Genomic DNA, 12957 nt, shown 5'->3' with positions numbered 1-12957 from the left:
CGCATCAGGGGTTGCCCGGCCAGGCCTCCATTTTAATCATGGGGTGAAACGCCAGTTGCACCCCTTCCATGATGTAATCTTCGTTTTCCAGCAGATTGCGGCGACGGGTAAAGCGACCGGAAGCAGAACGGGTGTCAATGGCCTCGGTAGCGTCGATGCCGCCGCGGCTGAAGAAAATCCGCTCGAGATCGGTATTAAAAACGCTGACCTGCAGTGAGGCTACCGCGGCGGGTTTGTTCCAGTCGAAGTCCACAGACACGCCTGCGCCCGGCCCCTGCAGTGACGGCTTGCGGCTGACGCCGTCCCAGCGGGCCAGGTGCTTGAGGCCGCCGGAAAACGAGACTTCCAGTTCCACCAGGTCGGTGAAAACGAACGCATCGAGGTCAAATTTTTCCACCATTTCATCGCGAATACTGGTCATGATCTGGGAAAAAGATTTCATGTTGACCCTGCCCGTGGTGGGGTCAACAGGGTCGCCGTAAGCGCGCACGCCGGCACTCCACAGCTGCTTGAACTCCCGCTGCTTGATGACCCGGTATCCGTTTTCCTTCAGGTAGGTGCTGACGAAACTGTCAATTCGCGGCGCTTCCTTTTCCAAATAGTTACGCGAGGGGGAACCCAGGTTCACATGGGGGATTACCACCGTTTTGATAGCGGCAGCGGTGTACTTCTCCTCGTTGAACTCAAAGGGAAAGGTCGAGGGGTTGTAGGTAGGGGCTGTGGCGCAGGCTGCGATCAACAGACTGCCGAGGAAAAGAACACACGAGGTCCGAAAGCGTGAGTATGTAACAGGCATGCTTGAATCCAATCCGTTATAGTGCAGCGCATGGTAGCAAAAACTCCAATCAGGCACAGCACAACCGGTGACGGACCGCCAGTGGTACTGATGCATGGCCTGTTCGGGTCCGGCGGTAACCTGGGTGCGCTGGCGCGGTCCCTGGCGAGCGACTACAGCGTATTGAGTGTCGACCTGCCCAATCATGGCCGCTCCGGCTGGTTGGAAGAGGCGAGCCTGGCGCGGCTGGCGGAGGCGATTGTGGACTGGATGGACGGCGAGGGTATTCCCCGGGCGGCCCTGGTGGGACACTCCCTGGGCGGTAAGGTGGCTATGGAAATCGCCTTGTCGGAACCGGGTCGCTGCGCCGCGGCGGTGATCGCCGATATTGCCCCGGTCAGTTATCCGCCCCACCACGATGCGGTGTTCGCCGCCCTCGACGCGGTGCATAAGGCCCGGGTTAGGTCGCGGGAGCAGGCCGCGCAATTGATGGCGCAGCATCTGGAGGATGAGGGAGTTATCCAGTTTTTATTGATGAGCCTGCAGCGCGGCGATGGTGGGGTCTATGACTGGCGCTTCAACCTGGAGGGTATCAAGCGTGATTACGCTGCGGTTCGCGCCGAACCGGATGTGGACCAGCCGTTCTCCGGGCCGATACTGTTTGTCAAAGGCGGCGAGTCGGATTATATCCTGCCGCAGCACCGGGAGCGGGTGCTGGCATTATTTCCCGATGCACAGGTGAAGGTCATGCCCGGTTGCGGCCACTGGCTGCACGCTGAGCAGCCGGCGCTGTTTAACAGTATCGTGGGGCGCTTTCTGCAACAGCACTATTCAGGGGCGCAACAGGTCCTGTAACAGGGAGACCTGCTCATCGATGGCCTCCCTCGACGACAGGTCCAGCCCGGTGGCCTTGAGCGTGGTTGGCGCAACCAGCAGATTGTAGGTGAGGGCACCGGAAATAAGGTGCAGCAGCTGCACGGGAGAGCCCTTACGGATCAGCCCCTGGGCCTGACTCTGGCGCACAAAAGCCTCTCCCAATCGGTAGTCGCGGGCCAGGCAGTGTTCCAGCAGCCAACGCTGGCGTTCGCCGCCCACCGCCGCCTCATGAAACATGAACCAGAGCCACTGTGGGTGGTCCATGCTGAACTCGACCAGGGCGACAAAACCCCGGCGCATCTGCTCCGTGAGGTCGGCCTTCCTGCTGGTGGCCAGGTTGGCAGCCAGGGTATCGTTGCGTTGCTTCCAGATCTCCATGGCCGCTGCTTTCCACAGCTGTTCCTTGGTGGAAAAATGGTACTGCACCAGGGCTTTTTTTACTCCGGCGCGAGTGGCGACTTCCGCCAGTGAAGTTGCCTCGAATCCCGAACGGGCAAAACTGCCGATGGCGGCTGACAGGATCTGGCCACGGGTCTGCAGGCGTTGGCGTTCGCGAGAATTGGTGTTTTCCAGGCTGGCATCGGCTGACATAGCAGCTCACAATACACATGGATAGCGAAAATGTATACGTTGAACCCCGGGGCCAGTAAGCTAGGCCCCGCAACAAAAACCTGCAGGAGATGACGTGTATTTTACCCTGGGAGAAGTGCTGGCCCTGTTGGCTTTCGGCGCACTCTGCGTGCATTTTCTGTCCGCAACGCGCATTCGGGAACTGGCCCTGCAACACGTGGCCCGGGCCGCCCAGCGCGACGATTTCCAGCTGCTGGACCAGTCTGTCCACATTCAGCGTTTTTCCCTCAGCCGGGATCGCCATGGCCGTTGGCGGGTATGGCGCCAGTTTCGCTTCGACTACAGCGTCGACGGCACTGAGCGTCGCCAGGGGCACGTCATCATGCTCGGAAAAGAACTGCAGGCCGTTGTGGTGAGCGAACGGCCCCGGGTGCTGCACTAGGGAAGGCGGCAGGCCCCTATTTTTTGATCTGTCCTTCAAGCATCTTCTCGACCTTCTGCCCGAAGGGCGGCAGGGTGCCGCCCAGCTTTGCCAGGTTGACCCAGCCTTCCCGATAAACCGCTCGCGCATGGCTGAAGGTGCGAAAGCCGTCCCGGCCGCGATAGTTACCAATGCCGCTCTGGCCGATGCCACCGAAGGGCAGGTCGTCGCAGGCCACATGCATGGTGACGTTGTTGATGCTGACCCCACCCGAGATGGTTTCATCCAGCACCCGTTGCTCCTCTTCTTTGTCGTCACCAAAGTAATACAGAGCGAGAGGGCGCTCCCGCGCATTGATGAAGCGAATGGCGCTGTCCAGGTCGGAGTAGCTCTTAACGTTAAGTACCGCACCGAAAATTTCGTCCTGCATGCAGGCCAGTTCGTCTGCGGGATCGATAATGAGGTGCAGGGCGATTTTGTGGTCATCGCGGCCGGAAAATTCCTCTCCCGGCGGGCACAGGGGAATGACACGGCAGCCTTTATCCCTGGCCTCGTCGATATAGGCTTTCACCCGGTCAAAATGGCGCTCGTTGATACAGGCGGTGAAATCAGGATTGCCCTGGACGGTGGGGTACTGCTCGGCGATCACTGTCCTGCATCGGCGGATAAAGGCTTCCAGCTTGCTTTGCGGCACGAAGCAGTAATCCGGGCTGACGCACAGTTGGCCGCCGTTCATGGCCTTGCCGGAGATGATGGCTTCTGCGGCCCTGTTGATATCCCCTTTTTCGGAAATGATGACCGGTGACTTGCCACCCAGTTCCAGCGTGACCGGCACCATGTTTTCCGCCGCAGCCTTCATTACCAGTCGGCCGATGCTGGTGGCGCCGGTAAAAATAAGATGGTCCAGTTTCAGGCCGCTGAAAGCCGCGCCCACTTCCGGGCCTCCGGTAACCACGCAGATTTCCGACTCCTCGAAATACTGGCCAAACAGTTTTTTCATCAGCTCGGAGGTGTGTGGCGTGAATTCCGAGGGCTTGATCATGGCCCGGTTGCCGGCCCCGAGAATGTCCGCCAGTGGACTGAAGATCATGTTGACGGGCACATTCCAGGGTGTCATCACCCCGACCACCCCTTTGGGTTGGTATTTGACGTAGGCTCTGGCGCCAAGGAAGTTCATCGGCAGGAAGGGGGTGCGTTTCTCCGGCTTCATCCACTTCTTCAGGTTTTTCTTGACGAATTTCAGGCTACCCACCGAATTCATAACGTCCATCATCAGGGTGGCGTATTTTGACCGGTTGCCAAAGTCGCTGTTGAGGGCATCGCAGATGGCGGCCTGATTGTCTACCAGCATGGCAATGCAGCGGTCTATCCGGTCGATGCGGGTTTCCAGGGCAACGGGACCCTCTGCCTGGAAGGCCTGGCGTTGGCTCTTGAGGATACGGTTGAGTTCCAGGTCTGCTTTGTGTTGTTCGCTTGCTGCGTTCATTGGTTTTCTCCTGAATTATCAGTTGGCGGTCACGGCTTGCGGCGCTGTCCTGCTTTGCGTTGCCTGTTCGGTGCTGTCCAGGCCATCGGGCAGGGTGACGTGAACGCCCGCGTCCTGTAGCACCATGTCGGCACATTTTTCCGCGATCATGACTGTGGGGGCGTGGGTATTACCGGAAACGATAGTGGGCATGATGGAGGCATCGGCAACCCGCAATCCCTCGATGCCGTGAACCCGCAGTCGGGCATCGACCACTGAATTGGCGTCGTTGCCCATCTTGCAGGTGCCCACAGGGTGGTACACCGATTCTGCCTCAGCCCTGATGAAGGAAAGGATCTGCTCGTCGCTTTGTACCTGCTCACCGGGATGAAATTCGTGGCTCAGGTGCTTGCTAAGCGCCGGCGCCCGGAAAATCTCCCGTACGCGTTTAAACGCAGCGATCATGACCTGCCGGTCGTTCTCCGTATCCAGGTAATTGGCCCTGATGCTCGGGGGAGTCGCCGGGTCGGTGCTGGTGATGTGCACGCTGCCACGGCTTTCCGGGCGCAGGTTACATACCGTTGCCGTGGTTCCCGGGCGCGGTTTCAGGTTACCTTTTTTGTCGGGCTCGCTGGCGGCAGGCGCGAAGTGAATCTGGGCATCTGGAGTGCTTGCTTTTTCAGAACTGCGGAAGAATACGCCGACCTGCGCTGCCGGGTGAGCGAGCAGTCCCTTGCCCTTGCTGAAGTACTTGAACAGGTTGCCTATAAACGACAGCGGCCTGGTTTCGTCGTAGAAGGTGGGAATATTGTCTATTCCCTGCTGGATGTGCACCGTTAAATGGTCTTGTAGATTTTCGCCGACTCCGGGCAGGTCCTTGCGAAGCTCGATGCCGAGCGACTCCAGGCGCTCTCGCTGGCCAATGCCTGACAACTCCAGTAGCTGTGGGGAGTTGATAACCCCGCCGCAGAGAATCACCTCGCCAGTGGCAAAGGCCTGCACAGTTTCTCCCTTGCGCTGGTACCGGACACCGACGGCTTGATTACCTTTAAACAGGATTCGCTCGGTAAATGCGCCGGTCAGGATTGTGAGATTGGGCCGGTTCTCACAGGCCTTGAGAAAGGTGCGGGCGCTGCTCTGGCGCTTGCCGTTGCGAATATTGCGCTGGTAGTCCCCGGCTCCCTCCTGGCTGGCACCGTTGAAGTCCTCGTTGTAGGGCAGTCCGGTTTGCACCGCCGCCTGTACAAACATGTCGGCCAACTCCAACTTCTCGTCATTGGCGACGCCTTCCACCCAGAGTGGGCCGCCGTAGCCGTGGTACTCGTTGCCCCCTTCGGCCCTGTGTTCCGAGCGTTTGAAGTAAGGCAGGACCTCCTTGTAGCACCAACCCTCGTTCCCCTGCTGTGCCCAACTGTCGTAGTCCTCCTTCTGGCCGCGAACATACACCATGCCGTTGATGCAACTGGTGCCGCCGAGCACCTTACCCCGGGGCCAGGCGATCCTGCGATTGTGCATGTTGGGTTCAGGCTCGGTCTCGTAGCACCAGTTCACCTTTGGGTTCTTCATCATGAAGGCGAAACCCAGTGGAATATGAATCATTGGCGACCGGTCTTTTGCGCCCGCTTCCAGTAACAGCACCCGACGACTGGCCTCGCGAGATAGACGGTAGGCGAGGGCGCAGCCGGCGGAGCCGGCGCCGATAATGATGTAGTCATACTGATGACTGGTAGCGGCCATGATGCGTCCCTTCCTTCGTAGACAAATATACAAAATACGATTATTGTTCAAATGTATAAATGATTCAATGTCAGGAAGGCCATGCCCAAGCCCCGGTTCAAGTCCACAGACTACGATGATGCCATGGTGAATCGCATCCTGGATGCGGCGGAACAGTGCATACATCGCTTTGGTATAAGGCGCACGTCGATGGGGGAGGTTGCCCGGGTTGGCGGGCTGTCGCGCGGGTCTATCTATCGCCATTTTGGCGACAAGGAAAACCTGGTCCGGGGAGTGTTGGCGCGGCGCCAGGAACTGTTTCTTAATGACACGGAAGCGGTGCTGGAGACCTTGCCCACGCTGGTGGACAAGGTCACCCACGCTGTTGTGGCCGGCCGCAGGGATAGCGAGGAGGGGATATTTGCCAGCCTGGCCGAAACCGAGCCGGAAACCGTGGCGGGCATGTACCTCGATCCCGCCTTCTACCGGCGCAGTGTCGCGTTCTGGCCGCCCCATATCCGCCAGGCCCAGGCGGCGGGGGAAATATCAGCTGATGTCGATGTGGCTGCGGCGACCGACTTTGTTATGAGGTTGGCGGTCTCCATGACCCTGTTTCCCGATATGGGGCTAAGCCTGAAACCCCGGCCCCGTATTCGCGCCTATCTGCAACAAATGCTGCTTTCCGGCCTGGGTTAACCCTGCCCGACAGCGTTGTCTGCGCTCAAATTTACGAGGTATCCAGTAACAAGGCCGTTGGTAGTTGTCCACAGAATCTGTGGATAACTCAGTGGGTAAATTGTTTAACCGGGGCTGCAGGGCTTTGTTTAAAACGATTGTTACAAATTGGTTAAAAAACGAACAAACCGGCTTTAGCTATAAAAAACAATAGGTTATCGTCGTTATTTAAAGCTTGTGGGTTGAAGTGTCGGGTAACTGCGGGAAGTTTTTGTGACCCCTGGTGTCATGTGTATAACATTTTTGACCATGCTACTTCTGGTAACTTTTACCCAATTTCGGAAACACACATGCTTTTATTGTGGTCTTTTGCCTGCACCCGGTATTCTCCTGAGCCTGTATTTGTAGGTTCATAACATTCGTCAAGTATTTTTGCCTGTGTTACCGAAATATTACAGGCGCTTTATTGCCCCCGGTACACGCAGCCGCTGGTGCAGGTTTCACGGATTTCCACCGCGCTGAGGGCGGGCAGTTCCGGCCGCAGGCGGTCCCAGATCCAGCGAGCGATATTCTCGCTGGTCGGATTTTCGAGTCCCGGAATGTCGTTGAGGTAATAGTGGTCAAGTTGATCATGGATCGGCTTGAATGCGCGTTTGATGTCGCCGAAGTCCATCACCCAGCCGCTGGGCTCGGGCGCATCGCCACTGACTGACAGTCGCACGTGGAATGAATGCCCGTGCAGGCGGGCACACTTGTGACCGTCCGGAACATTGGGCAGGCGGTGTGCCGCCTCGAAGTGAAATTCCTTGTAGATTTCCATATAGTGCACCAAGCCTTGCGAGGTTGTAACAGCGCTCCCGAGGAGTCCTGTTAATAGGGCAATTGAGCGCGAATTTTACTACTAAAATCAACGGCTTTTAATAACCGCAAAAATCCGGAATTTTTTTTCTCCGAAGGTTTGACAGTACAGGGCAAATCTCTATAATGCGCGTTCTCGGTTCGGGGTGGTTAGCTCAGCTGGGAGAGCATCTGCCTTACAAGCAGAGGGTCGGCGGTTCGATCCCGTCACCACCCACCAAATTCGAGAAGCAAAATTCTACCGTTTTGGACCGGTAGTTCAGTTGGTTAGAATGCCGGCCTGTCACGCCGGAGGTCGCGGGTTCGAGTCCCGTCCGGTCCGCCATATTATAAAGCCCGTAAGTCGTCGAGACTGCGGGCTTTTTAGTTTCTGCGCAGGTACTGTCGCCGATGACAGTCCAGTACGACTTGGCGACCAGCGAGCATAAACCCGGCAAAAAATTCACCCAGCTCATCTGAAGCGGCTAGCGGGAGTATGTTGGCAATATGCTGGTCGGGCCGGACGATGACCATGCAACCGTTGCTGCGGTCAATGCCCCGCAGCTGGTAGATGTCTTCGTGCGCCAACGGGTAGAACACCTTCTCGTAGTCTCGCAACGCATATATCCCCTTGGCCGGCCACAGCAACGGACCCAGGTCCTGCAGCGACAAATCGTCCTGCTGAAAAACCGCACAGACATCGATCACCGCGTCGATGTCGGCCCCATCAGGGGTATATCTTCTTATCGGTGAAGACTTGGAATGGGCGAGAAACTCCACCAGCTGATTAGCAGCTGAGGCAGTGTCGGTAGGACATTCCTCGTCGCCAAAGATAAATATCCGCCAGCGACCGTCAGCCTTGTTCAGGTGCCCCAGGTGCACTGGGCAGCCGTCTGCCAACCTGGCGGCCTTCGCCGAGTGGAAACGCTGGCCAATTTTGAAACCGGTTGCAAGGTGTTGGTGCTCAAACCCGGTGCATATGAACGATGGGTTGTACTCAATCGAGGTGCCGGCAATAAAGCCATTCTGCCTGGCGATAAACTTTTCGATATCTGCGGTGTTCGTTTTGGTTCCGCTCTCGGCGACTTTGGCGGACGGACGTGTCGCCACCAGGGCGGACATTTTCCGGTCGGCTGCAATGAGCATTTGCGCAACCTTGCGTCGCTCCGGGCCATAGGTAGACAGGAGCCGAGAGTGAGCCTTGCCCTGTAGCACCGCGGCTATTTTCCAACCCAGGTTAAAGGTGTCAGGCAGGGAAGTATTCAGCCCCCAGCCGCCCTTGGGACTGTGGGTATGACCCGCGTCACCGGCGATAAAAGCTCGCGGTGTCAACTCCTGGGGATTGCCTGCCGGGGTGTCATCGAAGCGCTCGGCAACTCGCTGCCCCACCTCGTAAATGGACCACCAGGCAACTTCTTTAACGTCCAGTGTATAGGGGGTCATGATGCGTTTTGCCTTGGCAATTATATCGTCGACGCCAAGGTCCAGGTTGCATGCACGCTGATCTGCTTCTAACAGGTCCAGTTCTACATAGAGTCTGACCAGGTAGCCCCCTTCGCGGGGGACAATCATCACCGCACCGTTGTCTCTTGATTGAATAAAACTCTTTATTCTTATGTCGGGGAAATCTGTCACCGCGAGGATATCCATGACACCCCAACTCTTGTTCGCAGAATCTCCTTCCATTGAGATCGAAAGTTGCTTGCGGACGACGCTTTTTCCCCCGTCGCAGCCGATAACAAAGCGCGCCCGCATTGTTTCCACCTTGCCCGGCTGCTCTGCATCGGTGCGCTCAAAGCTCGCGGTAATCGGGTAGGCACTCAAGTCGTTGTAGAGCGAGTGCTCTGTGTCCAGTGTCAGGAGCCTGCGGTTATAGTGAGGAACAAGATGGGTAACCGAGTTTTCCATGCCTTCCAGCAGCAGGTCATGCAACCTGGACTGATTGACAACACCGTGGACAAACTCGGAAAGCCCCAGTCTGGCATCGTCGACCTTGTGCTTGCGCCTGATGTTCTGTGGCTGCTTGGTATCCGGTTCCCAGAATGCGTTCTTGTATAGTTGGTAGGTTTCCTTGGCCAGGATCTCGCTGCAGTTGAAGGCTTCAAGGATCTCCTGCGTGCGGCAGGAAATGCCATCTGCCTGGCCGAACAACATCGGGCCCGGCTTCAGGTCGACGATACTGGTTTTGATATCGGCGAACTCGGCCATTTGCCGTGCCATGGTCAAACCTGCTGGGCCGCATCCCACAATCAGCACATCCACCTCTGTCGGCAGATCCGTGATCGGGGGGAGCGCGGCGGGAATGCGCGCTGCATCGGGGATTTGAAGATTGCCCGGCTTGAAGCCGTTGAGATGATACTGCATGGATTAATCCTCCAGCCCGGCACCGGGACCAGATTTGGTTGTTATGGCTTGTTAGGGGTGAAACTACGCGGATAAATGGGGGTGCATTGTCCTCATAAAATAGGGACAATAGTGCCAATATTGTTCGAGGGCAATAGCGACCCATGTCCGACTCAGTCTCTGGACGCGACTTGTTCAGCGCCCTGGCCGCGCCACTTGCGGACTGCATTGATAAGTTGGGAAACGCAGAATTCTATCCGCGTTTCTATCGCATGATGCGAATTGTTGCGGCGATAGATCAATACATGGTGTTCGAGTTTTCCCCCAGTGGAGAGCATGTTCGCTGTCGTCTCGCGCACAACGCCGGCAACCCTGAGCTGGGCGTGACCCTCGCATCAGCCTATGTTGCCGGGGGGTATCTCAATGATCCCCTGCTTCAGCAGTTGAGCGAGCAACTGGTTAATCAGTCGATTGAATGCTCCCCTGCCGTGGTTCTGGAGAAACGTACCCTGCCGGCAGTGTACAGGCACAAGTTCTTTAACCTGCCCGCGCTTGATTCCAAGTTTGCGTTTGTCATCGCCGATCAGGACACCCGGCATCTTTTCTACATCAACTTTTACGGCCGCGAGAGTGATCACTTTCCCAGTGCAATCCAGAACACACTGGAGGAGGTAAAGCCGGTTATATCCAGTCTCCTGCTTAAACATTTTCGAGAGGAGCGGCAGAGCGCGGGCCTGGTTAATTCTCTGCTGCAGTCCGGATTGTCAGATCGAGAGGCACAGATCTGTGAGTTGATTAAGAAGGGGCACACAGCGAAGGGTATCGCTCTGTCACTTTGCCTGGCTGAATCGACCGTCGTCACCTACAAGAAACGGGCGTTCCAGAAGTTGCATGTCAAACGTAAATCAGAACTGGCCAAATTCGCGTGATGGCGATGATGGTCTCAGATCCTGTAGTCGGCCCGGGCCTGCTTCAGTGGCCATTGGGGCAAGTCTCCTCCGTGTCGTCGTCTAATTAAAGGCGATTAACCACGGCCGATATCCAGTCGCCACCGGGTAAACTATACTGGTTTTTTAATAACAACTTTCGAGCTGCCGGATGCCTGTCAATTACGGATTGGTCCTGAAGGGCGATCAACTCATCCTCGCCGAGGCTCCGCGAGAAACATTTTTTGACCCCCGCTACCTGGTGGCCGCCCTGTTACACCATGTGGCCCAAGGTGATGGGGTTGTATGCGAATTGGAGACATGGGCGATGATCGACCTGGTAGCCGAGAATCTTAAGCTGGATCGGGCCACAGCGGAGCAGAAGTTCACCCAGGCCCTGGCGTTGTACTCCAGCAACCTGGACCTGGACAGGGTGGGGGAGGTGCTGTCCGGTATCCTCAGTGACGCCGAGCGTGAAGATGTGCTGGTGATGTTACTGCAGGTTATTGCTGCTGATGGCCGCCAGGGTAGCGATGAATTGGCCGCGCTGGACGACGTTGCCGCCTGCCTGTCAGTCACCGCAGAAGAGCGTCACCTTGCTTTTTCCCGTTATTTTGACGAGTGCCAGCAGCCTGCCGGGTCCGATCGGCGCCAGATTCACTTCCGCCAGGGTTCTGCGCTATAGTTGGGCCACATCAACTCTAGCCCCGGTAGCGCACGCATGGATGAAGCAAAATCGACAGGTTCTTTTTTCAGTGAATTGCGCAGGCGCAAGGTTATCCGCACCTGCCTGCTTTATATCCTGGTCTGCTGGGGTGCGCTGCAGGTGTTGGACATTGTGGCGCCGGCGCTGGGTTACGATGCGGACCTGGTGTCACGGTATTTCCTGTATATTGCCGTGCTCGGCTTTCCGGTGAATTTTGCCCTTGCCTGGTTCTACCAGATTTCCTCCCACGGCATTGTTCGCACCCAGTCTTTTGTTGAGCGCCGCGTGCTGGACAATATCCCGCCGATCAATGACAAGCGCAAACAGGGGGTTTCTTCATTTTTGCGCAAGGGCGAGGAAGACCGGGAAGTGCACTGGGTGATCTCAGCCGAGACCGGGCCCCTCAGTGGTCTCAGTTATGCGGTACGTGAGCCTATCGTGCTGGGTCGGGCGCTGGAGTGTGACCTGGCGGTGGTGACACCGCATGTCTCGCGCCAGCATGCGCGGCTGGACGTGGAGGACGACCGGCTGTACATCGAGGACCTCGGGTCATCCAATGGCACCATGGTCAATGGTAAGCGTACCAGTGGACGTCAGCAATTGCGCCACGATGACGAACTGCGCTTTCACGACATAATTTTCAGGGTGACCGAAAATCTCTCCCGTCCGCAAAGCGAGCGTCAGGCGTCGGATCAAACCACCTTTATCCATGCGTCAGAACTGGAAAAGCACGGCTAGGTTGGCTGGCTGACGTTCACCAGAACATCCATAACAGCGCCAGCAACACCATGGCCCCCAGCAGGGCCAGCACCATCTTGTCATGACCGCTGCCGCTGGCGCTGGTAACAGCCTTTTCGGTGCTCAGGGTGTCATGCTCGCGGCGTGATGTGCTTGCGGCTGCTTCCGCACCCGCTTGCGCTTTCTTGCCGACGACGACTACGGTGACGTTATCGCGGCCACCGGCGTCCAGCGCAGCCTGAATGAGGCTTTGTACCTGTGCCTGCGGGTCGTCGCCCTCGACCATCAATTGCCTGATTTCCTCGTCGCCCAATTCATCCGTGAGACCGTCGCTGCAAAGCAGTATTTGCTGCCCCGCCTCCAGTTGCCCGCGGATACGATCCGGGGCAACGCTGATGGAGTCGGCCACTCCCAGGGACTGACTGAGCACGTTTCGTTCCGGGTGGTTGGACGCCTGCTCAGGGGTGATGGCGCCGCGGGCGAGCATTTCACTGACCGGGTTGTGGTCCCGGGTGACCTGCTTGATACGGCTGCCGTCAAACAGGTAAGCGCGGCTGTCGCCGACCCAGGCTATCTCGTAATCGTCACCGCGCAATTGCAGGGCCACCACCGTGGAGCCCATATTGCTGCCTTCGCGGCTGGCAATTTCCTTGAGAATGTCCTTGTGGGAGTGATGTATGGCTTCGATCAGGCTACTGCCGGCGGCGACGTCACGGTCCAGCGTATCGCGGACGATGGCAGAGGCTACCTCGCCATTGGAGTGGCCGCCTACGCCGTCCGCAACCAGCCACAGTCCCAGCTCGGGATTGGCCTGGTAGCAATCTTCGTTGTGGCTTCGTCTGTGCCCCGGATGACTGTCTGCTGAGAATGCTCTCATTCAGTTTTCTACTTTTTCTTCTGCCCAGGTAA

The 12957-nt window shown here is 57.3% G+C and carries 13 protein-coding genes and 2 tRNA genes; 8 read left to right on the top strand and 7 right to left on the bottom strand.

The features are described from left to right. Positions 1 to 4: 4 nt before the first annotated feature. Positions 5 to 796: a hypothetical protein gene (locus tag E2F43_RS16515; RefSeq protein WP_133214721.1), complete on the bottom strand. Its 792-nt coding sequence runs from the start codon at positions 794 to 796 to the stop codon at positions 5 to 7. Positions 797 to 877: 81 nt separating this feature from the next. Here E2F43_RS16515 and E2F43_RS16510 point away from each other — a divergent pair, with 81 nt between their 5' ends. Beyond that, the gene (locus E2F43_RS16510) at positions 878 to 1630 is read left to right on the top strand and encodes an alpha/beta fold hydrolase (protein ID WP_275259686.1); all 753 of its coding nucleotides are present in this window, start codon (positions 878 to 880) and stop codon (positions 1628 to 1630) included. On the opposite strand, the gene E2F43_RS16505 is transcribed toward E2F43_RS16510, so the two are convergent. Further along, a complete protein-coding gene (locus E2F43_RS16505; protein ID WP_133214717.1) occupies positions 1607 to 2242 on the bottom strand; it encodes a TetR/AcrR family transcriptional regulator in 636 nt (211 codons plus the stop codon). The genes E2F43_RS16510 and E2F43_RS16505 overlap by 24 nt on opposite strands. Before the next feature lie 94 nt (positions 2243 to 2336). Here E2F43_RS16505 and E2F43_RS16500 point away from each other — a divergent pair, with 94 nt between their 5' ends. Beyond that, positions 2337 to 2663, top strand: a complete 327-nt coding sequence (locus E2F43_RS16500; RefSeq protein WP_133214715.1) for a DUF3301 domain-containing protein — start codon at positions 2337 to 2339, stop codon at positions 2661 to 2663. A gap of 16 nt (positions 2664 to 2679) precedes the next feature. Here the strand turns inward: E2F43_RS16500 and E2F43_RS16495 are convergent, their stop codons facing one another. Both E2F43_RS16495 and E2F43_RS16490 read right to left on the bottom strand, forming a co-directional pair. Continuing rightward, positions 2680 to 4128 carry a coniferyl aldehyde dehydrogenase gene (locus E2F43_RS16495; RefSeq protein WP_133214713.1) on the bottom strand — a complete coding sequence of 483 codons (1449 nt, stop codon included), beginning with the start codon at positions 4126 to 4128 and terminating at the stop codon, positions 2680 to 2682. Between the two features lie 18 nt (positions 4129 to 4146). Continuing rightward, positions 4147 to 5844 (bottom strand): GMC family oxidoreductase, encoded by a 1698-nt coding sequence (locus tag E2F43_RS16490; protein ID WP_133214711.1) that lies wholly within the window; start codon positions 5842 to 5844, stop codon positions 4147 to 4149. An 81-nt stretch (positions 5845 to 5925) separates the two neighbouring features. Between E2F43_RS16490 and E2F43_RS16485 the strand changes: the two genes are divergently transcribed. Beyond that, positions 5926 to 6519 carry a TetR/AcrR family transcriptional regulator gene (locus E2F43_RS16485; RefSeq protein WP_133214709.1) on the top strand — a complete coding sequence of 198 codons (594 nt, stop codon included), beginning with the start codon at positions 5926 to 5928 and terminating at the stop codon, positions 6517 to 6519. A 442-nt stretch (positions 6520 to 6961) separates the two neighbouring features. Here E2F43_RS16485 and queD read toward each other — a convergent pair whose 3' ends face one another. After that, complete coding sequence (queD, locus tag E2F43_RS16480) at positions 6962 to 7318, bottom strand: 6-carboxytetrahydropterin synthase QueD (RefSeq protein ID WP_133214707.1); 357 nt, start codon at positions 7316 to 7318, stop codon at positions 6962 to 6964. Between the two features lie 182 nt (positions 7319 to 7500). Between queD and E2F43_RS16475 the strand changes: the two genes are divergently transcribed. Further along, positions 7501 to 7576: transfer RNA gene (locus E2F43_RS16475), tRNA-Val, on the top strand. 28 nt (positions 7577 to 7604) lie between these two features. Then, positions 7605 to 7681, top strand: a tRNA-Asp gene (locus tag E2F43_RS16470). A 38-nt stretch (positions 7682 to 7719) separates the two neighbouring features. On the opposite strand, the gene E2F43_RS16465 is transcribed toward E2F43_RS16470, so the two are convergent. Beyond that, positions 7720 to 9699, bottom strand: coding sequence for an FAD-dependent monooxygenase (locus E2F43_RS16465; RefSeq protein WP_133214705.1), 1980 nt, complete (start codon positions 9697 to 9699; stop codon positions 7720 to 7722). A gap of 170 nt (positions 9700 to 9869) precedes the next feature. On the opposite strand from E2F43_RS16465, the gene E2F43_RS16460 reads away from it, so the two are divergent. From E2F43_RS16460 to E2F43_RS16450, 3 genes are all read left to right on the top strand, one after another. Further along, a complete protein-coding gene (locus E2F43_RS16460) occupies positions 9870 to 10607 on the top strand; it encodes a helix-turn-helix domain-containing protein (RefSeq protein WP_165954368.1) in 738 nt (245 codons plus the stop codon). A gap of 169 nt (positions 10608 to 10776) precedes the next feature. After that, a complete protein-coding gene (locus tag E2F43_RS16455) occupies positions 10777 to 11289 on the top strand; it encodes a TerB family tellurite resistance protein (RefSeq protein ID WP_133214701.1) in 513 nt (170 codons plus the stop codon). Positions 11290 to 11325: 36 nt separating this feature from the next. Beyond that, positions 11326 to 12048, top strand: coding sequence for an FHA domain-containing protein (locus tag E2F43_RS16450; RefSeq protein WP_133214699.1), 723 nt, complete (start codon positions 11326 to 11328; stop codon positions 12046 to 12048). Between the two features lie 16 nt (positions 12049 to 12064). Here E2F43_RS16450 and E2F43_RS16445 read toward each other — a convergent pair whose 3' ends face one another. After that, entirely contained in the window at positions 12065 to 12925 is an 861-nt protein-coding gene (locus E2F43_RS16445) for a PP2C family protein-serine/threonine phosphatase (RefSeq protein ID WP_133214697.1), read from the bottom strand. Between the last annotated feature and the right edge of the window lie 32 nt (positions 12926 to 12957).

It is taken from the genome of Seongchinamella unica, assembly GCF_004354085.1.
GTDB classification, from domain to species: domain Bacteria; phylum Pseudomonadota; class Gammaproteobacteria; order Pseudomonadales; family Halieaceae; genus Halioglobus; species Halioglobus unicus.
Note: the sequence above shows the minus strand (reverse complement) of the source record. Positions and strands in the feature narration are given on the sequence as shown.

Excerpts from the sequence above, each read along its gene's own strand:
- E2F43_RS16515 (WP_133214721.1), bottom strand. The coding sequence starts at position 796 with ATGCCTGTTACATACTCACGCTTTCGGACCTCGTGTGTTCTTTTCCTC.
- E2F43_RS16505 (WP_133214717.1), bottom strand. The coding sequence starts at position 2,242 with ATGTCAGCCGATGCCAGCCTGGAAAACACCAATTCTCGCGAACGCCAA.
- E2F43_RS16495 (WP_133214713.1), bottom strand. The coding sequence starts at position 4,128 with ATGAACGCAGCAAGCGAACAACACAAAGCAGACCTGGAACTCAACCGT.
- E2F43_RS16490 (WP_133214711.1), bottom strand. The coding sequence starts at position 5,844 with ATGGCCGCTACCAGTCATCAGTATGACTACATCATTATCGGCGCCGGC.
- E2F43_RS16485 (WP_133214709.1), top strand. The coding sequence starts at position 5,926 with ATGCCCAAGCCCCGGTTCAAGTCCACAGACTACGATGATGCCATGGTG.
- queD (WP_133214707.1), bottom strand. The coding sequence starts at position 7,318 with ATGGAAATCTACAAGGAATTTCACTTCGAGGCGGCACACCGCCTGCCC.
- E2F43_RS16465 (WP_133214705.1), bottom strand. The coding sequence starts at position 9,699 with ATGCAGTATCATCTCAACGGCTTCAAGCCGGGCAATCTTCAAATCCCC.
- E2F43_RS16455 (WP_133214701.1), top strand. The coding sequence starts at position 10,777 with ATGCCTGTCAATTACGGATTGGTCCTGAAGGGCGATCAACTCATCCTC.
- E2F43_RS16450 (WP_133214699.1), top strand. The coding sequence starts at position 11,326 with ATGGATGAAGCAAAATCGACAGGTTCTTTTTTCAGTGAATTGCGCAGG.
- E2F43_RS16445 (WP_133214697.1), bottom strand. The coding sequence starts at position 12,925 with ATGAGAGCATTCTCAGCAGACAGTCATCCGGGGCACAGACGAAGCCAC.